This window comes from Arthrobacter sp. SLBN-100 (genome assembly GCF_006715305.1).
Classification (GTDB): Bacteria; Actinomycetota; Actinomycetes; order Actinomycetales; family Micrococcaceae; genus Arthrobacter.
The window spans coordinates 488073-513198 of record NZ_VFMY01000001.1; the positions used below are offsets into that span (position 1 = coordinate 488073).

Annotated in this window: 26 protein-coding genes; 18 read left to right on the plus strand and 8 right to left on the minus strand. The window is 66.9% G+C overall.

Annotated features, from left to right (window positions below):
• Positions 1-13 precede the first annotated feature (13 nt).
• The 4 genes from FBY31_RS02130 (at position 14) to FBY31_RS02145 (ending at position 4113) form a co-directional block, all read left to right on the plus strand.
• On the plus strand, positions 14-958 hold the full coding sequence (locus FBY31_RS02130) for a 5'-3' exonuclease (RefSeq protein ID WP_142036296.1): 945 nt from the start codon (positions 14-16) through the stop codon (positions 956-958).
• A gap of 161 nt (positions 959-1119) precedes the next feature.
• The gene (locus FBY31_RS02135; protein WP_142036299.1) at positions 1120-1326 is read left to right on the plus strand and encodes a hypothetical protein; all 207 of its coding nucleotides are present in this window, start codon (positions 1120-1122) and stop codon (positions 1324-1326) included.
• A gap of 132 nt (positions 1327-1458) precedes the next feature.
• Positions 1459-1884 carry a ChaB family protein gene (locus FBY31_RS02140; RefSeq protein WP_142036302.1) on the plus strand — a complete coding sequence of 142 codons (426 nt, stop codon included), beginning with the start codon at positions 1459-1461 and terminating at the stop codon, positions 1882-1884.
• A gap of 63 nt (positions 1885-1947) precedes the next feature.
• Positions 1948-4113, plus strand: coding sequence for an elongation factor G-like protein EF-G2 (locus tag FBY31_RS02145; protein ID WP_142036305.1), 2166 nt, complete (start codon positions 1948-1950; stop codon positions 4111-4113).
• A 27-nt stretch (positions 4114-4140) separates the two neighbouring features.
• Here FBY31_RS02145 and FBY31_RS02150 read toward each other — a convergent pair whose 3' ends face one another.
• The 4 genes from FBY31_RS02150 to FBY31_RS02165 all read right to left on the minus strand — a co-directional run bounded on the left by FBY31_RS02150 (position 4141) and on the right by FBY31_RS02165 (position 7366).
• A complete protein-coding gene (locus FBY31_RS02150) occupies positions 4141-4908 on the minus strand; it encodes an anti-sigma factor (protein ID WP_142036308.1) in 768 nt (255 codons plus the stop codon).
• Positions 4895-5539, minus strand: a complete 645-nt coding sequence (locus FBY31_RS02155) for an RNA polymerase sigma factor (RefSeq protein ID WP_442858157.1) — start codon at positions 5537-5539, stop codon at positions 4895-4897. Before FBY31_RS02155 ends, FBY31_RS02150 begins: the two co-directional genes overlap by 14 nt.
• Positions 5540-5589: 50 nt before the next feature.
• Positions 5590-6369, minus strand: a complete 780-nt coding sequence (locus FBY31_RS02160; protein WP_235012889.1) for a class F sortase — start codon at positions 6367-6369, stop codon at positions 5590-5592.
• A gap of 163 nt (positions 6370-6532) precedes the next feature.
• Positions 6533-7366 carry a DUF4397 domain-containing protein gene (locus tag FBY31_RS02165; RefSeq protein ID WP_142036314.1) on the minus strand — a complete coding sequence of 278 codons (834 nt, stop codon included), beginning with the start codon at positions 7364-7366 and terminating at the stop codon, positions 6533-6535.
• Between the two features lie 311 nt (positions 7367-7677).
• Here FBY31_RS02165 and FBY31_RS02170 point away from each other — a divergent pair, with 311 nt between their 5' ends.
• Entirely contained in the window at positions 7678-8193 is a 516-nt protein-coding gene (locus FBY31_RS02170; protein WP_142036317.1) for a flavin reductase family protein, read from the plus strand.
• 171 nt (positions 8194-8364) lie between these two features.
• On the opposite strand, the gene FBY31_RS02175 is transcribed toward FBY31_RS02170, so the two are convergent.
• On the minus strand, positions 8365-8778 hold the full coding sequence (locus FBY31_RS02175) for a CBS domain-containing protein (RefSeq protein ID WP_142036320.1): 414 nt from the start codon (positions 8776-8778) through the stop codon (positions 8365-8367).
• A gap of 268 nt (positions 8779-9046) precedes the next feature.
• On the opposite strand from FBY31_RS02175, the gene FBY31_RS02180 reads away from it, so the two are divergent.
• The 4 genes from FBY31_RS02180 (at position 9047) to FBY31_RS22945 (ending at position 12994) form a co-directional block, all read left to right on the plus strand.
• The gene (locus FBY31_RS02180; RefSeq protein ID WP_142036322.1) at positions 9047-9460 is read left to right on the plus strand and encodes a hypothetical protein; all 414 of its coding nucleotides are present in this window, start codon (positions 9047-9049) and stop codon (positions 9458-9460) included.
• On the plus strand, positions 9450-10019 hold the full coding sequence (locus FBY31_RS02185) for a hypothetical protein (protein ID WP_142036325.1): 570 nt from the start codon (positions 9450-9452) through the stop codon (positions 10017-10019). Before FBY31_RS02180 ends, FBY31_RS02185 begins: the two co-directional genes overlap by 11 nt.
• A 25-nt stretch (positions 10020-10044) precedes the next feature.
• Complete coding sequence (gene hrpB / locus FBY31_RS02190; RefSeq protein WP_142036326.1) at positions 10045-12687, plus strand: ATP-dependent helicase HrpB; 2643 nt, start codon at positions 10045-10047, stop codon at positions 12685-12687.
• A gap of 151 nt (positions 12688-12838) precedes the next feature.
• Positions 12839-12994, plus strand: coding sequence for a hypothetical protein (locus tag FBY31_RS22945; RefSeq protein WP_200833289.1), 156 nt, complete (start codon positions 12839-12841; stop codon positions 12992-12994).
• Between the two features lie 66 nt (positions 12995-13060).
• Here the strand turns inward: FBY31_RS22945 and FBY31_RS02195 are convergent, their stop codons facing one another.
• Positions 13061-13738 carry an alpha/beta hydrolase family protein gene (locus FBY31_RS02195; RefSeq protein WP_142036329.1) on the minus strand — a complete coding sequence of 226 codons (678 nt, stop codon included), beginning with the start codon at positions 13736-13738 and terminating at the stop codon, positions 13061-13063.
• Positions 13739-13807: 69 nt separating this feature from the next.
• On the opposite strand from FBY31_RS02195, the gene ligD reads away from it, so the two are divergent.
• Positions 13808-14830 (plus strand): non-homologous end-joining DNA ligase, encoded by a 1023-nt coding sequence (gene ligD, locus FBY31_RS02200; protein WP_142044993.1) that lies wholly within the window; start codon positions 13808-13810, stop codon positions 14828-14830.
• A 4-nt stretch (positions 14831-14834) separates the two neighbouring features.
• Here ligD and FBY31_RS02205 read toward each other — a convergent pair whose 3' ends face one another.
• Positions 14835-15455, minus strand: a complete 621-nt coding sequence (locus FBY31_RS02205) for an L-threonylcarbamoyladenylate synthase (RefSeq protein ID WP_142036332.1) — start codon at positions 15453-15455, stop codon at positions 14835-14837.
• Between the two features lie 94 nt (positions 15456-15549).
• On the opposite strand from FBY31_RS02205, the gene FBY31_RS02210 reads away from it, so the two are divergent.
• The 7 genes from FBY31_RS02210 to FBY31_RS02240 all read left to right on the plus strand — a co-directional run bounded on the left by FBY31_RS02210 (position 15550) and on the right by FBY31_RS02240 (position 21642).
• The gene (locus FBY31_RS02210; RefSeq protein WP_235012890.1) at positions 15550-17478 is read left to right on the plus strand and encodes a DUF4118 domain-containing protein; all 1929 of its coding nucleotides are present in this window, start codon (positions 15550-15552) and stop codon (positions 17476-17478) included.
• Positions 17475-18170, plus strand: a complete 696-nt coding sequence (locus FBY31_RS02215; RefSeq protein WP_142036338.1) for a response regulator — start codon at positions 17475-17477, stop codon at positions 18168-18170. The genes FBY31_RS02210 and FBY31_RS02215 overlap by 4 nt, the downstream gene beginning before the upstream one ends.
• Before the next feature lie 105 nt (positions 18171-18275).
• Positions 18276-18707 (plus strand): VOC family protein, encoded by a 432-nt coding sequence (locus FBY31_RS02220; protein WP_142036341.1) that lies wholly within the window; start codon positions 18276-18278, stop codon positions 18705-18707.
• Positions 18708-18815: 108 nt separating this feature from the next.
• Complete coding sequence (locus FBY31_RS02225; protein WP_142036343.1) at positions 18816-19325, plus strand: HAD domain-containing protein; 510 nt, start codon at positions 18816-18818, stop codon at positions 19323-19325.
• A 150-nt stretch (positions 19326-19475) separates the two neighbouring features.
• Positions 19476-20801 carry an inorganic phosphate transporter gene (locus tag FBY31_RS02230; protein ID WP_142036346.1) on the plus strand — a complete coding sequence of 442 codons (1326 nt, stop codon included), beginning with the start codon at positions 19476-19478 and terminating at the stop codon, positions 20799-20801.
• Positions 20798-21019 (plus strand): hypothetical protein, encoded by a 222-nt coding sequence (locus tag FBY31_RS02235; protein ID WP_142036348.1) that lies wholly within the window; start codon positions 20798-20800, stop codon positions 21017-21019. Before FBY31_RS02230 ends, FBY31_RS02235 begins: the two co-directional genes overlap by 4 nt.
• 71 nt (positions 21020-21090) lie before the next feature.
• Positions 21091-21642, plus strand: a complete 552-nt coding sequence (locus FBY31_RS02240) for a dihydrofolate reductase family protein (RefSeq protein WP_142036351.1) — start codon at positions 21091-21093, stop codon at positions 21640-21642.
• Positions 21643-21758: 116 nt separating this feature from the next.
• Here FBY31_RS02240 and FBY31_RS02245 read toward each other — a convergent pair whose 3' ends face one another.
• The gene (locus FBY31_RS02245; protein WP_142036354.1) at positions 21759-22235 is read right to left on the minus strand and encodes a hotdog fold thioesterase; all 477 of its coding nucleotides are present in this window, start codon (positions 22233-22235) and stop codon (positions 21759-21761) included.
• Between the two features lie 19 nt (positions 22236-22254).
• Here FBY31_RS02245 and polA point away from each other — a divergent pair, with 19 nt between their 5' ends.
• The gene (gene polA, locus FBY31_RS02250; RefSeq protein ID WP_142036357.1) at positions 22255-25098 is read left to right on the plus strand and encodes a DNA polymerase I; all 2844 of its coding nucleotides are present in this window, start codon (positions 22255-22257) and stop codon (positions 25096-25098) included.
• The last annotated feature ends 28 nt before the right edge of the window (positions 25099-25126 follow it).

Consider the following 25126-nt stretch of genomic DNA (forward strand, 5'->3'; position numbering starts at 1 on the left):
TCAGGATCAGGGTATGCCTGACCGCCTGATGCTGCTGGACACCGCCTCGCTGTACTTTCGTGCCTTCTACGGCCTGCCCGATTCGATCCGCCGCCCGGACGGAACGCCCGTCAACGCAGTCCGGGGCCTCCTGGACATGATCGCCCGGCTCACCACCGATTACGGGGCCACCCACCTCATCGCCTGCTGGGACGACGACTGGCGGCCGCAATGGCGCGTGGACCTTCTCCCAACCTATAAGGCCCACCGCGTGGCCGAGGCCCATACTGACGCTCCTGACGTGGAGGTGGTGCCGGATGCGCTCGACGCGCAACTGCCCATGATCCGGACAGTGCTGGGGCTGGCCGGCATCGCCATCGTCGGTGCGGCCGAGCACGAGGCCGACGACGTCATAGGCACCTACGCCAGCCATGCCGGCATCCCGGTAGACGTGGTCACGGGGGACCGCGATCTTTTCCAGGTTTGCGATGACGAGCGCAAGGTGCGCGTCATCTACACCGCCAGGGGCATGAAGAACCTGGAGGTGATGACCGAAGAAGTGGTGGTGGGAAAGTACCGGGTCCTGCCCCAGCAGTATGCCGATTACGCCACACTGCGCGGTGACGCCTCGGACGGGCTGCCAGGTGTGGCGGGAATAGGTGAAAAAACGGCATCATCGCTGCTGCTGAAATACGGATCCCTCGAAAACCTTCTCCAGGCAACAGCAGATGCGCACAGCGGACTCTCCTCACCAGTCCGGGCCAAGCTGGAGGCCGCCGCGGACTACCTCACGGCCGCGCCCGCCGTCGTGCGCCTGGTCCGGGACCTTGACCTGCCCACTTTGGAGGAGGCCGGCGCCCGGCTGCACCCCGTCACGGGGGAAGCCCGTACCGGACTGGAACGCCTCGGCGTGGACTGGAACCTGGGCGGCTCTGTGCGGCGGCTGCTCGACGCACTGGACCGGCCCCGGCCGGCCTGAACATGGCCGCCCCTGCCCGGCCGGGACTGCCTGGCCGAAAGTGAGCGGAAACTGCCCATTTCTTGAGCAAAAGTGACATCAAAGGACGGCTCCCCTGCGGCTAGGGTGGGCTTCAGTGGTTCAAGCAGCCGGACCTCTTCGTCGGGGGATGGGAGTGGGTCATGGCTGATAGCCCGCACAGGGGCGGCAGCGGCAAAGACGAAGGCCGGAAGAAACGCCCGCCGTCCGACGCGGGGGAGGCAGAGGACGTGCAGCAGGAAGAAACCGCGGCTGCCGGGCCGGAGGAAGAGGAAGCCGGGCCGGAGGAGGCGCACCGCCCGCCACGACTTTACGGCTACGACCCCGACCAATGGCCGGAACCGAATTGATGGACGGTTCCGGGTCAAAGCTTCCGGGAAGTTTCCCGCCGGCCTCTGCACGCAGACAAGCAAAGCAGGGCGTGGCTAAGCTGGGTGTGTTCTGCCATGATCAGTCTTGCTGACGAAAGTACGGTGGGTGCCATGCCGAAGACGGGAAAGAACGATCACGCCCGCAAGGACGAGCTTCCCTCGACCCTGCAGCGCTCGGACCAGAAGGCACAGGACACCTTCGCCAAAACCTACGATTCCGCGATGGAGTCCTACAACAACGACGAAAGCCGTGCCGCCCGGGCCGCTTACGCATCCTTGAAGCACAGCTACGAAAAGGTGGGTGACCACTGGGAGCCCAAGGAGAAGCGCGGGCCTTCGGACGAGCGGGCGGAAAAGGGACTTGGCGCGGCCGAGCCCACCGCGGGAGGTGTGGACGCCAATGCCTCCAAGAAGCACCTGATGGAGCGGGCCCGGGAACTGAATATCAGCGGCCGCTCCGCGATGGACAAAGAAGAACTGGTCAGAGCGCTGCAAAAGGCGAACGACGCCGCAACCCGCAAGGCACGCGGCCGGTAACAACAGCGGCCCGGTAAAACAGCGGCCAGTAAAACAACCAGGCAAAGAGGCCAGGAGGTTCCGATGTCGGTGAAAGGCACCAAGGACGCAGCAGGCCGGGGCGGACCGGAAGGACGCCAGGGCACTGGCGCCGCCGCTATCTCGCCCAGGGACCCTGCCCTGGTCCGGAATGTGGCGCTCGTAGGCCGTTCCGGTGCCGGCAAAACCACCCTCATCGAGGCGCTGCTTGAGGCGAACGGGATGATCACGCGGAAGGGCTCGGTAGTTGACGGAACCACCGTGAGCGATTCCGATCCCGCCGCCATCCACCAGCAGCGCTCCGTGGCGTTGTCGGTGGTGCCGCTGCCGGTGGCAGGCATGAAGATCAACCTCCTGGATACGCCCGGCTATCCGGACTTCATCGGCGAACTCCGCGCGGGCCTGCGCGCTGCTGACGCCGTCCTGTTCGCCGTCTCCGCCGTGGACGGGGTGGATGCGGGCACCACGGCCATCTGGCAGGAGTGCCAGTACCTGGAAATTCCCCGTGCCGTGGTCATCACCCGGCTGGACCATCCCCGGGCGGACTACGACGGCGTCCTGGCCGCCTGCCGCGAAGCGTTCGGCGACACGGTGCTGCCGTTGTACGTCCCGCTCCCGGGCGGCGGGGAGGTCACCGGCCTGCTCGGCCTGCTGTCCGGGAGGGTCTTTGAGTATCCGGCGGAGAATTCCGGCCCGCGGGCACGGCCGGCGGAACCGGGGGAGCTGGCGGCAGCGGAGTCTGCCAGGGCCGAGCTGATCGAGGGAATCATCGCCGAAAGCGAAGACGAGACGCTGATGGACCGTTACCTCGGCGGCGAGGACATCGCTGCCGATGTCCTCATCCCGGACCTGGAAACGGCCGTCGCCCGCGGGTCCTTTTTCCCGGCGGTGCCCGCCTCGGCGCTCACGGGGCTCGGAACCGCCGAACTGCTGGAGCTCCTGACAAAGGCGTTCCCGTCCCCCCCGGAGCGCAGCCTGCCGCCGGCCACGGACCTGTCCGGATCCCCGGTCCGCGCCCTTACCTGCGACCCCGACGGGCCGCTCGCGGCGGAGGTGGTCCGCACGACGGTGGACGCTTTCCTGGGCCGGGTCTGCCTGGTCCGGGTCTTCTCCGGAACGCTGAGCGGGGACACGCCGATACACGTCAGCGGGCACGGGCTCGCGGACCGCGGGCACCAGGACCATGACACCGACGAGCGGCTCACGCATCTTTACTCGCCGCTGGGAGCCAATCTTCGCCCCGTCCCATTTTGTATCGCCGGTGACATCGCAGCCGTCGCCAAGCTGGGCACTGCCGAGACCGGGGACACCATCTCGGCGAAGGAGCAGCCCTTGCTGCTGGCCACCTGGGAGATGCCGGAGCCGCTGATGCCTGTCGCCATCGAAGCCGATTCCCACAGCGACGAGGATGCCCTTGCCCGCAGCCTGGGGAAAGTGGCGGCGGGAGACCCGACGCTTCGGGTGGAACGGAACGCCGAGACCCACCAGCTGATCCTCTGGTGCATGGGGGAAGCACACGCGGAAGTGGTGCTGGACAGGCTGCGCGACCAGGGAGTGAAGCTGCACACCATGGAGGTGGTGACACCGTTGCGGGAAACCTTCGCAACTCCGGCCGCCGGTCACGGGCGCCACGTCAAACAGTCCGGCGGCCACGGCCAGTACGCGGTGTGCGACATCGAGGTGGAACCCTTGGCCAGGGGCGCCGGTTTCGAATTCGTGGACAAAACAGTGGGCGGCGTGATTCCGGGAACGTTCATTTCGTCCGTGGAAAAGGGCGTCCGCGCGCAGATGCAGAAAGGCGTTGCCTCCGGCTTTCCCGTGGTGGACCTCCGCGTGACCCTGGTGGGAGGCAAAGCACACAGTGTTGATTCCTCGGACGCAGCCTTCCAGGCGGCCGGGGCCCTGGCACTGCGGGAGGCGGCCGCGGCGGGAAGCATCCAGCTGCTCGAGCCCGTCTCGTCGGTGGTGCTCAGCGTTCCGGACGAGCACGTGGGAACAGTGATGAGCGACCTTTCCGGGCGCCGCGGCCGGCTCACGGGGACCTCGTCATCCGGCGGGGACCGGACCGAAATCACAGCGGAGGTCCCGGACCAGGAGCTCCTGAAATACGCTGTGGAACTGCGCGCCCTGACGGCCGGCACGGGTACTTTCAGCCGCAGCTACCTCCGGCATGATCCCGTGCCGGGCAACCTTGCCGCCGCCGGCCGCTGACACCGGGTTGATCCACGCGGCCGGCATTCAGGAGCTGAGCGTACCCCGGACGATGCTGACGCTTGAGTGCGCCGGGTTGCCGTCGAGCGGTTCATCGGAAACATCGACGATGGGGTACCCGGACAAATCCAGGCCGGCCGGAACCTCAAAGCGGCCGGACGGCGAGTTCATGATCCCCAGGCTGACCAGGCGGGACAGGTCCGGGGCAATCAGCCAGACTTCCTGGTAACCCCGGGCCTCTGCCTTATTGAGCTGCACCTCGATAGTCCGCGAACCGTCACTGGCCTCCGTGACCGTGGCCGAACCGGTGGCAGTGAACTGCTCCAGAGGTTCCAGCCGGGCCGAGGCGAGGGTCACCGGGGCGGCAGTCTGGTTAACGGCCAGCACCACGCCGGTGGTGATGAGCACGGCGGCTGCGGCGGCGGCGAGCCACGTCACCGGCCGGCGCAGCCAGGTCACATTGCTGCGCGGTTTTTCAGCCGAGGGTCCTGCATCATGAGGTTCGTCCGGCCGTACTTTTTGGGCGTCTGCAGCCTGCCCGCCGGCGGGGCCCAGTGGATCCGTCGCCACTGCGTCAGTAAGCCCAAGCTCCCGGTGGATTGCTTCCCAGACATTCGCGCCCGGGGCCGCCAGGCCGGCGGTGTCCGGGACGGTCCGTGCTGCACTGACGGCGCGGCGCAGCGCGGCAACCTCGGCAGCGCACTCGGGGCAGGAGCGGAGGTGGTTCGTGCTCTCGGCGTCGATTGGCTCGTCCAGGGCGAACAGGCTCAGGACTTCAGGGTCAAGGTGCTGCATGATCCACCTCCAATCGGTGTCTCAGGTGGCTTAGGCTGCGGCGGATGTGACTCTTGACCGTACCAAGGGGAAGGTTGAGTTGCCGTGAAATCTGGTCGTGGGTCAGATCGTCGTAAAAGGCCAGGCGCATGATGGAGCACTGGGGTTCGCCCAGGCGGGCCAACTCGCCGGCCAGGAGCAGCCGGTCCGCCAGGACTTCGGTGGACGGCGGTGCCACTGCGTCTTCTGCCTGGGGCTGCAGTCCCGCCGCCGCCACCACCTTGCTGGATTCCCGCGCGGAGGCGCCCAGAGCATCGGAGATAGCGTTCCGGGTGATGCCGACAATCCAGGCGGGCAGTGCCGCCTTCTCCGGATCGAACGCGGACCGTGACTTCCATACCCGGATAAACACTTCCTGGGTGACATCATCCGCGGCGCTGCGGTTCCGCAGCGCCCGGAGCGCCAGTGTGTACACAAGCGGCGAGAACTGGCGGTAGGCCTCAGCCAAAGCCTTCTCATCCCCCTCGGAAAACGAGTGGTCGAGCTGCAGGTTCCAGCTGCTGCCGGCAGGGGGCCGGTGCGGTGATCCACCAGTGGGCTGCCCGTCGCCCAAAGGCGGCTGGCCGGAAGGCGACTGGCCAGAAGGTGCCAAACCGGCCTCCTTCCCCTCCTCGGCAGTGAGTGTCAGGGCTGACTCGCGGCTCATTCCAGTTCCGCAGTGACAATGACATTGTCACTGTAGTCCTGTTTCTCGTCCAGCCATCGGCCGCCGCACGTCACGAGCCGGAGCTGGTGCGGCCCGTCACGGCGGAACAGGGAACCGCCGTCGAACTTGTCCTTAGCCATCAGCTCGACCGAACGCACCCGGTAGTTCAGCGCAGGCGCGCCGTAGCGCTCAATGGTGACGAGCGTTCCCGCCGCAAGGCCCTTCAACTGCGAAAACGGCGCCCGGTCCGAAGTGGTGTCCACGTGGGCGGCAACCACCGCTGCCCCCGACCCTGCGCCTGGTGCCGGTCCATATCGGTACCAGCCCGCCAGGTTGAAAGGTTCGGGGATCTCCATCGCCCCGTCCGGCGAGACGCCCACTTCCACGATCTCCATGCTGATGGCGGTGCCCTCCACCGTCAGGAAGCGCGGTGCCGGGTCGCGGGGCGCAGCGGGTGCAGCGGGTGCAGCAGTGGCCTGGCGGAGGGGCACGTCGGGTAGCGCGGACGGTGCAGGTGAGACTGCGGCGGCAGAAGCCGGCGCAGGCGGAAGGGCAGTTATCGGCTCTGCAGCGGAAATCGTCCCGGAGGGGACGGCCTCGGATGGGGGCGGCGCCGGTGTACCGCATGCGGAGAGGATGGCCGTGGCAAGGACGACGACGGCACCCACCACCCGCGCGCGGGGTGGACGGCCCGCCGTGGCCACCTGCGCAGGGCTCATCTGTGCTCGGACCTTCCAGGAGCCTCGGAACCATGCCGCCGGCGTCGTGCTGCCCATGTCAAACCCTCCTTCAAACCCAACCTGAAGTTCAATGCCACAGTGCTTCAGCTGACCTCTGAAAGGCCGGAAGACCGGCCGCCCGGCGGGAAATCCGGGCGGCCGGTCTCTTACGTCAGGGCTCGCACGCGGTGAGCACCCGGGCCCTAACACTTACGGCCGGCTAGTTGCGGCCGGCCCTGCGCAGGGCCACGGCGCGGGAAGCAGCCAGTGCGCCCAGCACCAGTGCGAGGCCTGCCGCTCCGATGCCGGCAACTGCGGTGGCTTGCCCTGCGGCACCCTCATCCGCCGCACCTGAGCGGCCGCCCGGGACTGCTCCCGGAGCCGAATGCAGCCCTTCGATGGTCTGCACGGCAAGCTGCAGGTTCTTGTCCGTCAGGCTGCCCCAGGCGTACACGATGGTGTGCGTGCCTTCGGCGACCGTCACGTCAGCCGGGCCGATGACGGGCTGCGTGGTTCCCGCCGCCGCCACTGCTGCCGGGATAGTGCCCGGGTCCAGTGTGAGGGTCTGCTCGTTTGGGTTCGCCAGGTTGGAAATGACCGCGGACCCGGCAGCCAGGACGTCGACGGCGGGTGCGGCAGCGGTGTGCCTGACGGTCAGCTTGCCCTTGCCGGCTGGAATCGGCGAGACATCGTTGGTGAACAGATTGGCGGTGGGCTTCCCCGAAGCATCCAGGTTTGCCACCGCAGTGTAGTTTCCGTTGGCGGCAAGGGTCACGTTGACCGGGCCGATCACCGCGGCGGAGGCGTCTGCGGCATCAGCGGCAGTGATCGCAAGGGCGTAGTTTCCTGCCGGAAGTGCCAGGGGACCGGCCAGGGTGCCGGGAGTGAAGTCGTCCAGGGTCCGTTCACCGTTAACCCAGACGTCGACGGTGAGGCCGGGAACACCGTGCAGGACGGACAGCCGGGCATCTCCCTCGGCAGCCTGGGCGGGGCCGGCGAAAGCCAGTGCCGCCGCGATTGCCACTGCTCCTGATGCGAAAATGCTGGTGCGCATGATTTCTCCTTCTTCGGCCCGCGGTGCGGGCGGTTTTTGCTTACACACCTACTACCGCCGCGGGCCGCCATCTGGATGCACCTGCATGAAAGATTTTTGGAGGAAGTTCTTTGGGCGCTGCCGCGCTCAGCGGAAAGCCGGCAGCCGCACGCAGGCCGCCGGGGCATCTGAGGGCTTAGGAGCCGTTTTCCATGACGGCGGATGTACGGGCATGACTCCCCGTTTCTGTCCGTGTCGATACATTGAGGGCCAGTTGAATCCGGGTAAAGGCGATGGTTTGGTGAGGTAACGATCCAACGAGAGGCCAATCCATGACAGCCACATCAGATCTTGCTCCGCGCCGGCTTCGCGATATTTTTGGAAACTTTGCCAGCGGGCTGACGGTGATCACCAGTTCCACCGCAAACGGGCGTGCCGGCTTCACGTGCCAGTCCTTCGCTTCGCTTTCCCTGGACCCTGCGCTGGTGACGTTCAGCCCGGCGCGGACCTCCAGCACCTGGCCGGCGTTGAGGGAGGCGGGTTCCTTCACGGTCAACATCCTTCCCGCTGAGCACCAGCACCTGGCCGGCCAGTTCGCCCGCTCGGGGGCGGACAAGTTCGCCGGCGTGAGCCACTCGTCCTCGCCCCTGGGTAACCCGGTCCTGGATGACGCGCTGGCCTGGATCGACTGTGAGTTGCACGCAGAGTACGACGGCGGCGACCACACCATTGTGGTGGCCGCAGTGCGCCACCTCAGCGCACGGCAGGACGCGGAACCATTGCTGTTTTTCAAGGGCCGGTACGCGGAACTGGCGCCTGCCGGACGCCTGCTGGAGGCTGCCGGCTGACACTGGTTCGGGCCTGGCACGGCACCGGACCTCAAAGGCCTGCCGTCACCATCCGGAGTTGGCATTAAAAAGCAGGTTGCCGGCCCGCCGTTACGGCGAAGTGGCAACCTGCTTGATGTTTATCTAGTCCCGTTGTGGCTTGCCGGCATCGTTGACAGGGCAATACCGGCATCAATATGAAATGAAGGCAACGAGTTCGCCCACCCGGTCCTCCGGATAGTTCCGGGCAATGTCGGCCTGGCTGACGACGCCCACCAGGTTGTGCCCGTCAATGACCGGCAACCTCCGGACCTGGTGGTCCTGCATGGTCCTGATGGCCTCCTCGATCGAATCATCGGCCCCGATAGTCACGGGCTTGCCTTCAGCGAATTGACCGGCCGTGGCCGTCCGTGGATCTCCACCCTCCGCCAGGCACTTAACCACGATGTCCCGGTCCGTCAGCATGCCCTTGAGGCGGTTGTCCTCGCCGCAGATGGGCAGTGAGCCGACGTCAAGATCCTTCATCTTCCGCGCGGCCGCTTCCAGGGTTTCGTTTTCACCCACGCACTCCGCGCCCCCGGTCATGATTTCCCGTGCCGTTGCCATAATCGCTCCTTGGTCCATGATGTGGTGCCGACTCTGCGGCCTGTTCGGATGGCCTTCGGGACATGGCTTGCAGTGGACGGCCCGGAGAACCCGCCGATGACCAAAATGCTAAGCCTGCTGATTATCTGTGTCCAGCGCTGCCGGATCGCAGCACACTGGCGGGCCGCATTCTTCTGGAGATCCGTTCTTGCTTCGCTGCGATCAGGTAGTAAGCTTGCTGACCAATACTAGTAAGCCTGCTGATTAATTTGACGACAGGAGTAGGGCTATGGGAACCATTTTTGCTGCCACCTCGGCACTGGTGGTCGCCGCTGCCGGTGCGGCCGCGGCTCTCAGCGCTCCCTTTGGTGCTGCCGGCCACGGAGGCCAGTACCTTGCCGGCCACGTGCTCCTGGGGTTGGGCCTCGGGCAGTCGATCGCCATCCTGCTGCGGATCGCAGTCAAGCGGCTGGTAGCACGGCGGGCAGTCGGCAATGCCCCTGCGGCTCCGGGGCAGACGGCTCCGGAGCGAGTACTGCCGGCCCGTCCGGCAACAATGGCCCCCGCAGCAGTGGCCTCCGGAGCAGTGACCTCCAGAGCAGTGGCTCAGGCACCCGCTGCCCGGGCAGCTACTGCTCCGGTAACCGTACTGCCGGCACCGCCTGCCGCGCTGGGTTCGCTGCGGGGCAGGCATGCCGCCTGAAGCGTCGGCGCCCCCCGGGGTCATTGCCGGCAGACCTGGCCGGAAGGCCTTCCGGCTGTGGCGGGCGGCGGCCCTGGCAGGTGCCGCGTGCGTTGCCTTGGCCCTATATGCCGCCTCCCCGCTGCTGCGGCCCCCGGATTCCGATGAGGGGACGCTTCGGGGCCTGCAGATCAGGGTCCTGAACATCAGCCAGGCGGCAGCAGAAAACAGAATGGACGGTGCCCTCGCGGCACTGGAAGCGCTGGAGAAGGACCTGAACGACGCCGCCGGCCAAGGTTTGATCTCCCTGTCCCGCTACCGCGGAATCGAAGCTGCAGTTGAGGACGTGCGGGCAGACATCGCCGGCCAGCTCGCGGCAGCATCCGCGGACACTGCCGCAACCGCATCGGATACGTCCACACCCGACGAACCGGCGCAAACGCAACAGGCACCCGGGACCGGACCCGAACAGCCTGCCGTTGTTCCGGTCCCGGCCCCGTCTGCGGTCCAACCGGAACCGGTATTGCCGGATCCGGCCAGTGAAGCCAGGGGCAAGGGGAAAGTGAAGGGAAAACCCTAGCTTCAGTTCCGGGCACAATGGACGGATGACTTCTCCGGGCAGGCAGCAACAGCCGTTCGCCGGCAAACCGTTCGACCTGGCGGCCGTTGGTGCCGGGCTGGTCTTCGCGGACTCCTTGGCTGCCCTCACGCAGGTGCTGGGTGGCGGGGCCGGCCGGGCGGCAGTGGTGCAGGCCCCGCCAGGCACCGGTAAGACCACGCTCGTCCCGCCGCTGCTGGCAAACCTCCCGGTGCACGGCGGCGGGCGGATCGTTGTCACCCAGCCCCGCCGCGTTGCTGCCCGGGCCGCTGCCAGGCGCCTCTCCTCGCTTGACGGCAGCCCCCTGGGCAGCCGCGTGGGCTATTCCGTTCGCGGGGAGCGGCAGGCGGGCCCGGGAACCGTCGTCGAATTTCTCACACCCGGCATCCTGCTGCGCCGCCTGCTGGCCGACCCCGGACTCGAGGGCGTGGCCGCGGTGGTCCTGGACGAGGTCCACGAACGCGGGCTGGAAACGGATCTGCTGGTGGGCATGCTCGCCGAGGTCAGGGAATTGCGGGGTGACCTTACCGTCGTGGCCATGTCCGCCACCCTGGACGCACCCCGGTTTGCCGCACTGCTTTCCACTGACGCTGGCGGAGCGCACGACGGCGGAACGCCGGCTCCCGTGGTGGACTGTCCCTCGGCTCTCCACCCCCTTCAGATCGACTGGCAGCCGGCGCCGGGACCGCGGCTGGATGGCAGGGGAGTGACGCCCACTTTCCTGGACCACGTGGCGCGGACGGCTGCGGAGGAGCTCACCCGCGCCCTCAGCGCCGACAGCTCGACGGACGCCCTCGTTTTCCTCCCCGGCGCGAGGGAAGTTTCCCGGGTTGCGGCCGATCTTAAAAGGCGGCTGGGAACTGGCGTTGACGTCCTGGAACTCCATGGCCAGGCGGCCGCCGCTGATCAGGACCGGGCGGTTTCCGGGCGGCTGCCCGGCGGCAATCCCAGGGTGATCGTCTCCACCGATCTTGCCGAGTCCTCCCTTACTGTTCCGGGTGTCCGGCTGGTCATTGATTCCGGCCTCACCCGGGAACCCCGCCGTGACGCCGGGAGGGGCATGAGCGGACTGGTCACCGTTTCCTGCTCCCGCGCCTCGGCCGACCAGCGCGCCGGGCGTGCTGCCCGCCAAGGTCCCGGCCGTGTTGTGCGGTGTTATGACCAGCAGGCCTATGGTGCCGCCCCGGCCCACGTAACGCCCGAAATCAGGGTGGCGGACCTCGCGGGAGCCGCGCTGCTGCTCGCGGCCTGGGGAGCTCCGCGGGGTGTTGGCCTCGCCCTGCCGGACCAGCCGCCGCAACAGGCCATGGACGATGCCATGGAGGTCCTGCGCGAACTTGGGGCCGTGGCCGAAGATGGCCACGCCACCGGCATGGGGCGGCTGCTGGCAACCATTCCGGCTGATCCGCGGCTGGGCCGGGCCCTGCTGGACGGAGCGGCCGCCGCGGGTCAGCTGGCTGCGGCGGAGGCAGTGGCGCTGGTGTCGGGTGACCATCGCGCCCCCGGGGCCGACCTCACCCGTCTCCTGTCCCAGCTGCGGAATGAACCAGGCCCGGCTGCCCGGCGCTGGGCGGAGGACACCCGCCGCCTTGCTGCCCTGGCGCAGCGGGGGCCGCTCTCCACCTCACCCGCCCTGCCGTCGCCGGTGACCGGCACTGCGGTGGTGGGGGCCGTCGTCGCACTGGCCTTCCCGGACCGGGTGGCACGCCTGGTGGGCGGCGGCGCACCGAACCGCTACCTGCTGTCCTCCGGAACCCGCGCCGGCTTGCCGGCCGGCAGCTCCCTGTCCGGCCACGAATGGCTGGCCGTGGCGGAAGTAACCCGGGCCGATGGCAGGGACTCCGCCGGTACCGGCGCCGTGATCCGGTCGGCTGCGCCGCTGACACCCGACCTTGCCGAGGCCGCAGCTTCGCACCTCCTGGCCGAGGCGGTTGAGGCAGAGTTTGCCGGCGGGCGCGTTTCCGCACGGAGGGTACGCCGCCTCGGGGCGATCGTCCTGGCCTCCACCCCCGTCCGGCCGTCGCCCGCCGAGGGGCGCGCCGCCGTCGCTGAGGCTTTGAAGAGGGAAGGCCTCGGGGTCCTGGAATGGTCGACGGCGGCCGACGCGCTGCGCCGCCGGCTCGCCTTCCTCCACCGAGGACTGCGCGCGCCCTGGCCGGATGTCTCGGACCAGTCCCTGCTGCTGCGGCTGCAGGAATGGCTGGGTCCGGAGCTGGAACAGCTCGCCGGCGGAACGGCCGCACGTTCCATTGACCTGGCCCACCCGCTCCGCCGGCTGCTGCCCTGGCCTGAAGCCGCCAAGCTCGATGACCTCGCGCCGGAATGGCTCGAGGTACCCAGCGGGTCACGGATCAGGATCGAGTACCCGGACGCGTCGGATGAGACGGCCCGCCCGGTGGTGGCCGTCAAGCTGCAGGAATGCTTCGGGTGGGCAGAGACACCCCGCCTCCTCGGCGGCCGCGTGCCGGTGCTGTTCCACCTGCTGTCACCGGCCCGGCGCCCTCTGGCTGTCACCGACGATCTCACCTCGTTCTGGTCCGGTCCCTACGCGCAGGTCCGGGCCGAAATGCGCGGCCGCTACCCCAAGCACCCCTGGCCTGAGGATCCCTGGTCGGCTACGGCCACGGCACGGGTCAAGCCGCGTCAGTAGCTGCTTCCGGGCACGCCCAGGCAGCAGAACCAGGGGCGTGAGAACTAAGATACACAGCCGAAACTTCCCGTCGACGTGCTGAAACATGCCCCGGTTAGGCTCGTTCCTACCTGGACAGAGTGGTCCACATCAGACATGGAAGGACGTAGAGATGTTTCTTTTGAACAGCCTTAACTTTTTGCTGGACGGCCGGCGCAATGAGGAGGGCCGGCCCCACAACGGTGCCGGCGGAAGCAGCGAGTTTCCCGAAGGCCGCCTGACCTCCGCCGCCTGGGAGGGCTGGTGGCACGAGGAGGCAGCAGCGTAGCTCTGCTTTCCCCTGGCGTGTGCCGTGGCGGGCCTCAGGGGGTAGCCCCACCAGGGGCGCCCTGTGTCAGGACTGGTCCTGAATGAAGGCGGCCACCGGCTGGGCCAGTGAAGCGCCGGCCTCAGCTGCGGGGCGCTTCATGCCGGCGACGGCGAAGGAGTGGTCGGCTCCCTCCACCCACTGGAGGACAGCATTGGTGCCGATGCGGGACACCACGTCCGCCAGGATCTCCGAACTGGCGAACGTGTCGCGGCTGCCCTGCAGGAACAGCATGGGCGTCGCCAGCCCGTACAGGTGCTCGTCCCGCAGCTTTTCCGGTTTTCCGGGTGGATGCAGGGGATAGCCCAGGTACACCAGCCCGGCGGCTTCCATTCCCTCCGCCACAGCCATGGACGCCATCCGGCCGCCGAAGGATTTGCCGGCCGCCCAGAGAGGGCCGGTGTCCTGGTGCTTCGCTGCCTCCTCAGCCGCCGCGGCCATGGCAGCACGCCACGCGGCTATGGCTACAGGCGGACGGTCCGGAAATTTCCTGCCGGCTTCCCGGTACGGGAAGTTGAAGCGCAGCGTCGCAACGCCAAGCCCGTTCAGTGCTGCCGTAAACCCTGTCAGGAACGGGTGCTCCATCCCGGCGCCGGCGCCGTGGGCCACCACCACGGTGGCGGACGGGTTGGCGGGGCGGGCATAAACGGCGGTGACGGTGACGTCGCCCGCCGTAACGGTCAGGGGCACTTCCGGCACTGGCATGCCTCCATCATGCCGGACGGGGACGCCGAAATCTGTCCGGTGTCCGCAGCCGGGGTGTACGTTGTCCCCATGGCGAGCGAACAGACCACCATTACCGTTCCGGGCCCGGACGGCGGGCGCGAGATGCGCATTTCCAGTCCCAGCCGGGTCCTTTGGCCGGACCTGGGGCTCACCAAGCTGGACCTGGCGCGCTACATCTGTGATGTGGGGGAGGCCTTCATCACGGCCAACGGTGACCGGCCGGTGGCCTTGCAGAGGTACTCGGACAACGTCGATGGCGACATGTTTTTCTCCAAGAACCCGCCCAAGGGGACGCCGGATTTCATCCGGACGCAGAAGGTGGTTTTTCCGAGTGCCCGCTCGCATCCCATGCTGATCCTGGACGAGCCCGCCGCAGCCGTGTGGGCGGTCCAGATGAACACGGTGGTCTTCCACCCCTGGCCGTCCCGCACTGCGAACACTGACAATCCGGACCAGCTGCGCATCGACCTGGATCCGCAGCCGGGAACAGACTTTGGGGATGCCGTCCCCGCCGCGCTGGTCATGAAGGAGGTCCTGGCCGAGGCAGGGCTGGCCTGCTTCATTAAGACCTCCGGCAACCGGGGGCTGCACGTGTACGCCCCCATCGAGCCCACGCGGGAGTTCCTTGACGTACGGCATGCGGTGATTGCTGCCGCCCGGGAAGTGGAGCGCAGGATGCCGAAGGAGGTCACCACCGCCTGGTGGAAGGAAGAACGGGGCAAGCGGATCTTCCTGGACTTCAACCAGGCCAACCGCGACCGCACCATCGCCGGCGCCTACAGCCCCAGGGCGCTGCCGCACGCCTCGGTCTCGTGCCCAATCACCTGGGATGAGCTGGAGACCGCGGACCCGAAGGACTTCACCATCCTGACCGTGCCGGACCGGCTTAGGACCGCGGGCGACCCGTGGGCGGACATGCACAGCAATGCGGGCACCATCGACACCCTGCTGGAGTGGTGGGACCGCGACCTGAAGGCCGGCCTGGAGGAACTGCCGTTTCCGCCGGATTACCCCAAGATGCCCGGGGAGCCGCCCCGGGTGCAGCCCAGCCGCGCCCGGAAGCAGGACTAGCAGCCTATTCGAAGCGGGACGGGTCCCCGGTTCCGCGCCGGACCACGTCGGCCACACCACTGGAGAAATCCACCACCGTGGTGGGCTCGGCTCCGCAATCACCGGCGTCGATCACCGCATCCACCTGGTGGTCCAGCCGCTCCTTGATCTCCCAGCCCTGGGTCAGCGGGTCCTCCTCGTCCGGCAGCAGCAGCGTGCTTGAAAGCAGCGGCTCACCGAGTTCTGCCAGCAGCGCCTGGACTACCCTGTTGTCCGGGATCCTGACGCCCACGGTCTTCTTCTTGGGGTGCAGCAGGCGCCGCGGAACCTCTTTGGTGGCCGGGAGGATGAACGTGTAGCTTCCGGGCGTCACGGACTTGATGCTGCGGAATACGTCGTTGCCGATGTTCACGAACTGCCCAAGCTGGGCGAAGTCCTTGCAGACCAGCGTGAAATGGTGCTTGTCGTCCAGCTTGCGGATGCTCCTGATCCTGTCCAGCGCATCCTTGTTGCCCAACTGGGCCCCCAATGCGTAGCAGGAGTCGGTGGGGTAGGCGATCAGGCCGCCGTCGAGCACTATGCGCACTGCCTGGGCAATGGCCCGGGGCTGCGGATCCTGGGGATGAACGTCAAAGTATCTGGCCATGCACCCGAGCCTACGTTCCCTGCCGCGCCCGCCGCACCACTTCCTCAGCCGGGAGCGTCACCGCCACCAGGAGCAGGGTGGGAGAATGTGGCTCATGGCTATGGAACGGATCGTCGTCGGCCTCCAGGGTGACGACGACGGGGAACTCCTGGTGCGCCGCGCCGCGAGGCTCCTCCACCGGGGCGACGGCGGCGAGCTGCTCGCCGTCCACGTACGCACCCCGGCCGGAACCCGGGCCGAGTCTCCGCAGGCACTCGAAGCCCAGCGCCGGCTCGTTGCGGACCTGGGCGGGAGCTATCACACCGTGTCGGCGTCCGACGTCGCCGCTGCCCTGGTGGAGTTCGCCCGTTCGGCAGAGGCCTCACACATCATCGTGGGGCAGTCGCGCCGCCACCGGATTACTGCCCCCTTCAGCCTGGGCGTGGACACCAAGGTGGTGCGGGAAGCAGCGGACATTGACGTCCAGGTGGTGCCCCTGGTCCGGTATTCCAGCAGTCACGGGAGGCGCGCGGAACTGGGCCGGGTGCGGACGGGGTTCGGGTTTGCCCTCGCCGCAGTCCTTCCGCCTCTGTTGCAGCTCCTCCTGGCCATGTTCGAGCACAGTGTGGCGACGGCGGTGCTGATCCAGCTCGCGGGCGCCGTCGCAGTATCCCTCGTGGGCGGACTATGGCCAGCCGTTGCCGGTGCGCTGTGGAGCAGCCTGCTGGTGAACTATTTTTCCACTCCGCCCCTTGGCGACCTCGCCATCCATGACCCCCAGGACCTCCTGTCGCTGGCGGTTTTTGTCGGCGTCTCGGTGGCGGTGGCGGGCGTGGTGGACGGATCAGCACGGCGTTCCAAGGAGGCGTCAAGGGCACAGGCCGAAGCCGCCACCCTGGGTGATCTTGCCCTGGGCGCCTCCCGCTCCGAGGACACCCTCCATGGGCTGCTCGCGGAAGCCCTCGATGCCTTCGGCGCCTCCGGGGCCGCCGTCGTCAGCAACCTTCCAACAGCGGGGCACGAGGATTCAGGGCACAAGGGGGTCCTGCTGGCCGGCGCCGGTGACATTTCCAGCTGGCAGGATGGAACTCAGGAGCTCCGCGGCGCTCCGGGGACCACCACCGTCCAAGTGGACCCGGTGACCTGGCTGGTCCTGTTCGGCCGGGAGGTGCCGCCGTCACGGCGGAGGCTGCTGGGCGCCTTCGCGGTGCACGTCAAGGCCCAGCTGGAACGCCGGCAGTTGGAGGCCAGCCGGCACGAGATCCTCCGGCTTGCAGAAGGGAACACCATGCGCACCGCCATCCTCCAGGCCGTGTCCCACGATCTGCGCACGCCACTGGCCGGGATCAAACTGGCGGCTGGCGGGCTCCTCCAAAATGGCGTTGCCTACACTCCGGCCGAACAGCGGGAGCTGCTTGAGACCATCGATGCGTGTACCGACCGGCTCGATTTGCTGGTAGGGAACCTGCTGGACATGTCGCGGATTACTGCCCGGTCGGTGGAGCCGCTGCTGGGCCCGGTCCGGTGGAGTGAGGCCATTGATGCGGCACTGCGCGGGCTTCCGGAGGCTGCCGTAGCGGTGGCGCTGCCCGCCAACCTGCCGCCCGTGGAGGCTGACCGCGGCCTTCTGGAACGGGTCATCGCGAACGTCCTTGAGAACGCGCTCAAACATGCGCCGGGTTCGGGAGTGGCAGTGACGACGACGGCGGACGGCTTGGGTGGCATGACCCCTGAGGGGCACCCCTGCGGCGAGCTCCGCATCGTCGACCACGGCCCCGGCGTCCCTGAACGGAAGGTGCTGGACATGTTCAGGCCTTTCCAGCGGGTGGACGACCTGCCCCAGGCCAGCGGGTTGGGCCTGGGACTCGCCGTCGCCCAGGGTTTCGTCCAGGCCATGCGGGGGACCCTTACGGCGGAGGGGACTCCGGGGGGAGGGCTGACGATGATTATCCGGCTGCCGCTCTCCACCGGCAGCCAAGGTGACGCGGCCGGCACTGCCCCGAGTACGGATGCCATCCGGGGCACCGGGACGGTGTTGACGTGACTGGACCCGCGCCGCATGCTGCGAAAGTCCTCGTGGTGGATGACGATCCCCATCTGCTGAAGGCACTGCGCATCACGCTGGCGGCGCATGGCTACGACGTGGACGTGGCGGCGGACGGAGCGTCTGCCCTGCTGGCTGCGAGCCGCAACGTGCCGGACGTTGTGGTCCTGGACCTCGGACTGCCGGACATGGACGGCGCAGGCGTCCTGGGTGATCTTCGGCGGTGGAGCTCGGTCCCGGTGCTGGTCCTGTCGGCGCGCCACGGGTCATCGGACAAGGTGGGGGCGCTGGATGCCGGCGCCGACGACTACATCACCAAACCTTTCGGGCTCGACGAACTCCTGGCCCGGCTGCGCGCGCTGTTGCGGCGCGTGCCGGGACCGGAATCTGCTCCGGTGGTGGCATCGTCCGGCTTTACTGTGGACCTCGTGCACCGGCAGGTGCTGCGTGACGGAAACCCGGTCCGGCTCACGCCCACGGAGTGGAGCATCCTCGAAATACTGGTGCGGAATCCGAGAGGACTCATAACCCACCAGCAGTTGCTGGCGCATGCCTGGGGGCCTGGCTACAGGAAGGAAGCCAATTATCTGCGGGTTTACATGGCCCAGCTCCGCAGGAAACTGGAAACCGACCCCGGCAACCCGCGCCACCTGCAGACCGAACCTGGAATCGGCTACCGCTTCGTTCCCTGAGTTCGGGGTAACGCGGGGGTCATGCCCCCTACCCAGAGGGCTGCCCGTGGGGCAGGATGTTGTCTGGTTCCATTCCTTTCAGTTCAAACGCAAGGAGATCCGGCCATGCCCACCACCCTCAACCCCTATCTCAGCTTCCGTGACGATGCCAGGGAAGCCATGAACTTCTACCAGTCGGTTTTTGGAGGTGAGCTGACGCTAAGCACTTTTGGTGAGTTCCAGGCCAGCGAGGACCCGGCCGAAGCCGAAAAGATCATGCACGGCATGCTGACCACCACGCAGGGCCTGGTGCTGATGGGCGCCGACACTCCGAACAGTATGGAGTTCAGGCCCGGCTCGTCCATCTCCATCTCCCTTAGCGGGGATGACCAGGCGGAACTGCGCGGCTACTACGACAAGCTCAGTGGCAACGGCGGCACAGTGGCAGTGCCGATGGAACAGGCTCCGTGGGGCGACATCTTCGGAATGTGCACCGACCGGTATGGGGTGGCCTGGCTCGTCAACGTCAACAACGCGCAGGCAGCCGGGACTCCATAACTGGCGGCCGGCCAGGGCCCGGCCATGTTTCGTTGAGGAGGGACGCCACGCAACGCGACGATGTACGCGTGGAGTCCCTCTTTGATTTCCTGTCGGACGGAAGGAACCATGGCCCGACGCACGCTCTATCTCGACGTCGATGGCGTCGTGTGTCCTTTTGGTCCGGAAGGGCACAATGGCTGGGGCACCCGGTGGCTGCGCGCTGATGCCGGCCTGTTGCCCGTGGCCTTCGCGCCCGAACTCGTGGCGGGACTCAACAGCCTGGCGGCCATGGCGGAGCTGCGGTGCGTCTGGCTCACCAGCTGGGAGGAGCTGGCGGCCCAGTACCTCTGCCCGGCGATCGGCCTGGCCGGCGCCCGCTGGCCGCACCTGACGGCGCAAGGAGCCGGCAGCGGCCCCGGCTGGTGGAAGCTCGGCGCCATCCAGGACGATGTGGAACGGACCGCGCCCGATCTCGTCGCCTGGGTGGACGACCAGCTCGCGTACGAGGCCGAAGCCCAGGCCTGGGCCCGGATCATGGGCCACCGGCTGCTGGCTGTTTCACCGGATCCCAGGCGGGGGATCTCGCCGTCGGAGCTGGAAGCAGTCAGTTCCTTTCTCGGGCAGCCGGTGTTTTGACGTCTTGCCCCGGGCGCGTACGATCGATAAGGTTTCACGCCGGCTGTTTAGCGCCGCAGGTCATTCCAAGCGAACAGCTGGTGAATTATGCTGTGCAAGGCAGCCGGGGAAAGAAACTGCTGAACGTCGACTCTGCAGATTGGGCAACAGGTGGATATCACCTTCATGGTGGCGCTGGTCATCGCACTGGCACTATTTTTCGACTTCACTAACGGTTTCCACGACACCGCGAACGCCATGGCCACGCCCATCGCAACCGGTGCCATTAAACCGAAGACAGCTGTCACACTCGCCGCCATCCTGAACCTGGTGGGCGCCTTCCTGTCCACGGAAGTGGCGAAAACGGTCTCCGGCGGCATCATCCGTGAAGGCTCCGGTGGCGTACAGATCACACCGGACATTATTTTCGCCGGCCTCATGGGGGCCATCCTGTGGAACATGATCACCTGGTTGAAGGGCCTGCCGTCGAGTTCCTCGCACGCACTGTTCGGCGGCCTCATTGGCGCGGCCATCGCAGGCATCGGGTTCAACTCCATCAATCTTGAGACCCTGCTTCAGAAGGTCATCCTGCCGGCGATCTTCGCTCCGGTCATCGCCGGGGCCGCTGCCTACGTCTGTACCCGCCTCGCCTATGCACTGACTTCGCGCCACGACCCCGAAACGGGCAGCAAGCTGACGCAGAAGCGCGGCGGCTTCCGGACCGGCCAGATCTTCACCTCAAGCCTGGTGGCGCTGGCGCACGGCACCAATGACGCGCAGAAGACGATGGGCATCATCACGCTGGTGCTGATCGCCGCAGGCACGCAGGCTCCAGGCTCCGGCCCCCAGTTGTGGGTGATCGGAGCCTGCGCCCTCGCCATCGCCATCGGCACCTATGCCGGTGGTTGGCGCATCATCCGGACCATGGGTTCGGGCCTCACCGAGGTGAAGCCCGCGCAGGGCTTCGCCGCTGAAACCAGCACCGCTTCCGCCATTTTGGCATCCTCGCACCTTGGCTTCGCCCTCTCCACCACGCAGGTTGCGTCCGGCTCCGTGATCGGCTCAGGCATGGGCCGCAGGGGAACAACGGTGCGCTGGGGCATGGTGGGCAAGATCGCTCTCGGCTGGCTCTTCACCCTTCCTGCTGCAGGGATCGTGGGGGCGCTCACCGCGCTGCTGGTTAAGACCGGGGTGGTGGGCGTGCTGATCGCTGCCGTCGCTGGTACGGCGGCCGTCCTCTTTATGTTCTTCTACTCACGCAAGTCCGCCGTGGGCCACCACAACGCCGTCGAAGTCGAGGAAGTCGGCCAGGCCGTTCGCTTCGCCAAGAAGAAGGCGATGGCCCGTGCCCGTGCGGAAGCCAGGGCGAAGGCCAAGGCGGATGCCAAAGCGAAAGCCGCCGCGGAAGCCCCGGCTGAAGCGAAAGCCAAAACCACCACGGAAGCCCCGGCTGAAGCTGAAGCCGACGCCGTCAAAACGAAGGATGCCCAGCGATGAAGTGGTTGGAACTGCTGACCGTGGCCGGTGCCACCCTGGTGGCCGCAGTAACTGTGGTGGTCCTCTACTCGCTCGGCGTTCGGCTTACGGCCATTGCCGGCGACGTGCAGCAGGCCTCGCCCGGCCTGAAAAGATCCCTTGCCTACGCCTGTTTTGGCCTTTGCGGGCTGGCCGTCCTCTTCGGGCTCTACCTGATCATTCCCTACTTCTCCAGCTAGCCCCCCGCAGCACCCAAAGCAACAGTTGCCTAGGCCGTTGCCAAGCCGCGGCACATGGCTAGGCTGGAGCCATGTCACGGATCCAGTACTTTGTAGCGGCGTCCCTCGACGGTTTTATCGCCACCCCCAACGACGACCTCGGCTGGCTCCTGCAGTTCGACGGGTTCGAGGGCGGAATGGAAAGCTACGAGGCCTTCATGGCAGGTGTGGGCTGTGTTGTTATGGGCGGTGGCACCTACACCTGGCTCATGGAGCATGAACCCGGCAACTGGCCCTACGCGGGCACGCCCTGCTACGTCTTCACGCGGCATGAGTACGCGCCGCCTGACGGGGCGGACATCACCTTCGTCCGCGGGAACATCAGCGAGTTCATCGTGGACTTCAAAGCGGACGCCGGAGGCAAGAACGTCTGGCTGGTGGGCGGCGGAGAGCTCGCCGCCCAGTTCGCCGACGCCGGCCTGCTGGATGAACTCATCCTCTCCGTCATCCCAGTGGTGCTCGGAAACGGCAAGCGCCTTTTGCCGTTGGCGGGCCCGACGCCGCCACTTGAGTTGACTGCCTCGCGCGCCATGGGCAGGGGCATTGTTGAGCTGCGGTACCTGTTCAATGGCAGCGGTGGTTGAGCCTGTCGAAACCCGGTGGTTGAGCCTGTCGAAACCCGCTGGTTGGGACGCCCCACCACGTCCCGCCTTGGAACTGCCGAAGGTGATGGGGCCTCTGACGGCGTCGGTTCCGCGCTCTAGCCCTGGGAAGGCGCGGCGTTGTCCCGGATCATGTTGGTGATGCGGGCAGTGGAAAGCCGGCGGCCTTGATCATCCGTCATAACGATTTCGTGCGTTGCAAGCGTCCGGCCCAGATGGATGGCCGTACAGGTTCCGGTCACCGTGCCGCCTGAGATGGAACGGTGGTGGGTAGCGCTGACCTCGATGCCCACTGCATGGCGGCCAGGCCCTGCGTGCATGCCGGCCGAAAATGATCCAAGCGTTTCCGCCAGCACCACGTGGGCGCCGCCGTGAAGGATTCCAGCCACCTGGGTGTTTCCCGCCACCGGCATGGTGGCCACCGTCCGCTCAGGGCTCATCTCCAGGAAATGGATGCCCATTTTCACCACCAGTGCGCCAATTCCGAATTGGCCAAGCCAGCCATGCAGGTGCTCCGGGACTCCAGCGGCAGTGAGCTCCCCGGCGTAGGGGCCGGGCGTGAAATTGTCCATCATGGCAACTAGGCTGGCATCTGTGAGTGAAACAACCAAACCGGCCCCTTACCCGTCCAACGTCCTGCAGGAGGACGCTTCCCCGGAGGGCGCCTCTGCCCTTCAAGACCCTGCAGTTCAGGACGAGGCGCAAACCCAGGCCGGCGGCTCGGTTTCAGCAACTGCCGCACCCGTGATTCCCATCACCGGGCAGCCGCGGCTGCTGGTCCTGGATGGGCATTCGATGGCCTTCCGCGCGTTTTTTGCCCTGCCTGCGGACAAGTTCTCCACCGCGAGCGGGCAGCACACGAACGCCATCCACGGCTTCACCTCCATGCTGATCAACCTCATCAAGGAACAGCAGCCCACGCACATCGCCGTTGCCTTCGACGTCTCGGATGAGACCACCCACCGCAAGGCCGAGTACAGCGAATACAAGGGCGGCCGCAACGAGACGCCCCGCGAGATGAACAACCAGATCGACCTCATCGCGCAGGTGATGGAGGCCTGGGGCATCAAGACCATCGCAATGCCTGGCTACGAGGCCGATGACATTCTTGCCACCCTTGCCGCCATGGGCGAAAAGGCGGGCTTCGAAGTGCTGCTCGTTTCGGGTGACCGGGACGCGTTCCAGCTGATCACGGACAACGTTTTTGTGCTCTACCCGAAGAAGGGTGTCAGCGACATCCCCAAGATGGATGCCGCCGCCATTGAAGCGAAGTACTTCGTCAGCCCCGAACGGTATTCAGACCTCGCCGCGCTGGTGGGGGAGACGGCCGACAACCTGCCGGGTGTGCCGGGTGTGGGCCCCAAGACGGCCGCTAAGTGGATCAACCTTTATGGCGGGCTTGAAGGTGTACTGGAAAACCTCGACTCCATCGGCGGGAAGGTGGGAGACGCGCTGCGCGAGAACGTCGAGTCCGTCAAGCGCAACCGCCGGCTGAACAGGCTTCTCCCGGACCTTGAACTGCCCGTCACACTGGATGACCTGTACCAGCCCCGCCCTGACCAGGCCGCCCTTGAGGATCTCTTCGACCAGCTCGAATTCAAGGCCATCCGGGGCCGGCTCTTTGCCCTTTATGGCGACGACGATACCCCCGCGCCCGAGCGCGCGAGCATCGAAACCCCCGACTTCACCACACCCTCAGGGGCCGCGGAGCTCGCCGCATTCCTGGACGCAGGTGCCGGCCAGCGGTCCGCCCTCGCCGTGGACCTGGTTCCCGGGCGGATCGGCGAGGACGCCGCCGGCCTGGCCATCGTCCGGGACGGCGCCGCCGCCCACATCGATCTTGGCACCCAGGACGCCGAGGCCGAAAACGTCCTGGCCGCCTGGCTGCGGGACCCCGAAGCGCCCAAGGTGATGCACGGGTTCAAGGCGGCGCTGAAGGCCCTGACCTCCCGGGGACTGGAGCTCGAAGGCGTGGTGGATGACACGTCCATCTCCGGCTACCTCATCGAGCCGGACCGGCGCACCTACGAGCTCGCCGAACTCGCCCAGCACCACCTCAACGTCGGCATCCCCGCCGCCACTGCCAAGGCCGGCCAGCTGGAACTGTCCTTCGACGGCGACGACGAAGCCGCCGCGGGGGCGCTGGTGCAGGCCGCCGCCGTCGTGCTTGAACTGAGCCGCTTCTTCGCAGCGGAACTGAAGGAGCGCAGCGCCGAGGAACTGCTCTCCACCCTCGAACTTCCGGTCAGCCGTGTGCTGGCTGACATGGAGCTTGCCGGCATCGGGATCGACATGGCCCGGATGGACGAGCAGCTTGCAGACCTTTCCAGGGTCATCGACAACGCCCAGGAGCAGGCGTTCGCCGCGATCGGTCACGAGGTCAACCTCGGTTCACCCAAACAGCTGCAGACCGTGCTGTTCGAGGAACTCCAGCTGCCCAAGACTAAAAAGATCAAGTCCGGCTACACCACCGATGCCGCCTCCTTGAAAAATCTCCTGGACAAGACCGGTCACGAGTTCCTGGTCCAGCTCATGGCCCACCGTGAGGCTGCCAAGCTGCGCCAGATGCTGGAGTCGTTGAAGAAGTCCGTGGCGGAGGACGGCCGGATCCACACCACCTACGCCCAGAACGTTGCGGCCACGGGGCGGATCTCGTCCAACAACCCGAACCTGCAGAACATCCCCATCCGCAGCGAGGAGGGCCGGCGTGTCCGCGGGATCTTTGTGGTCAGTGACGGGTACGAGTGCCTGCTCTCCGCGGATTATTCCCAGATCGAAATGCGCATCATGGCGCACCTCTCCGGTGATGCGGGCCTGATCCAGGCGTACAAGGACGGGGAGGACCTGCACCGCTTTGTGGGCTCCAACATCTTCCACGTGCCAACTGAAGAAGTCACCAGCGCCATGCGCTCCAAGGTGAAGGCCATGTCCTACGGCCTGGCCTACGGGCTGACCTCCTTCGGCCTGTCGAAGCAGCTGGAGATTTCGGTGGACGAGGCACGGAGCCTCATGAAGGACTACTTCGACCGGTTCGGCGCCGTCCGCGACTACCTGCGGGGCGTGGTGGACCAGGCCCGTGTGGACGGCTACACGGCAACCATCGAGGGGCGCCGCCGGTACCTGCCCGACCTCACCAGCACCGACCGGCAGCTCCGGGAAAACGCTGAACGGATCGCGCTTAACAGCCCCATCCAGGGCTCTGCCGCGGACATCATCAAACGGGCCATGCTCGGCGTCCACGGGGAGCTCCAGTCGCAGGGCCTCAAGTCCAGGATGCTGCTGCAGGTCCATGACGAGCTGGTGCTGGAAGTTGCGGCCGGGGAGCGCGAAGCGGTGGAAAAGCTGGTTACCGAACAGATGGCCGCCGCCGCGGACCTCAGCGTTCCGCTGGAGGTCCAGATCGGTTTCGGTCCCAGCTGGTACGACGCCGGGCACTAGAGAAATCCAGGACACGACGCGGGCGGGG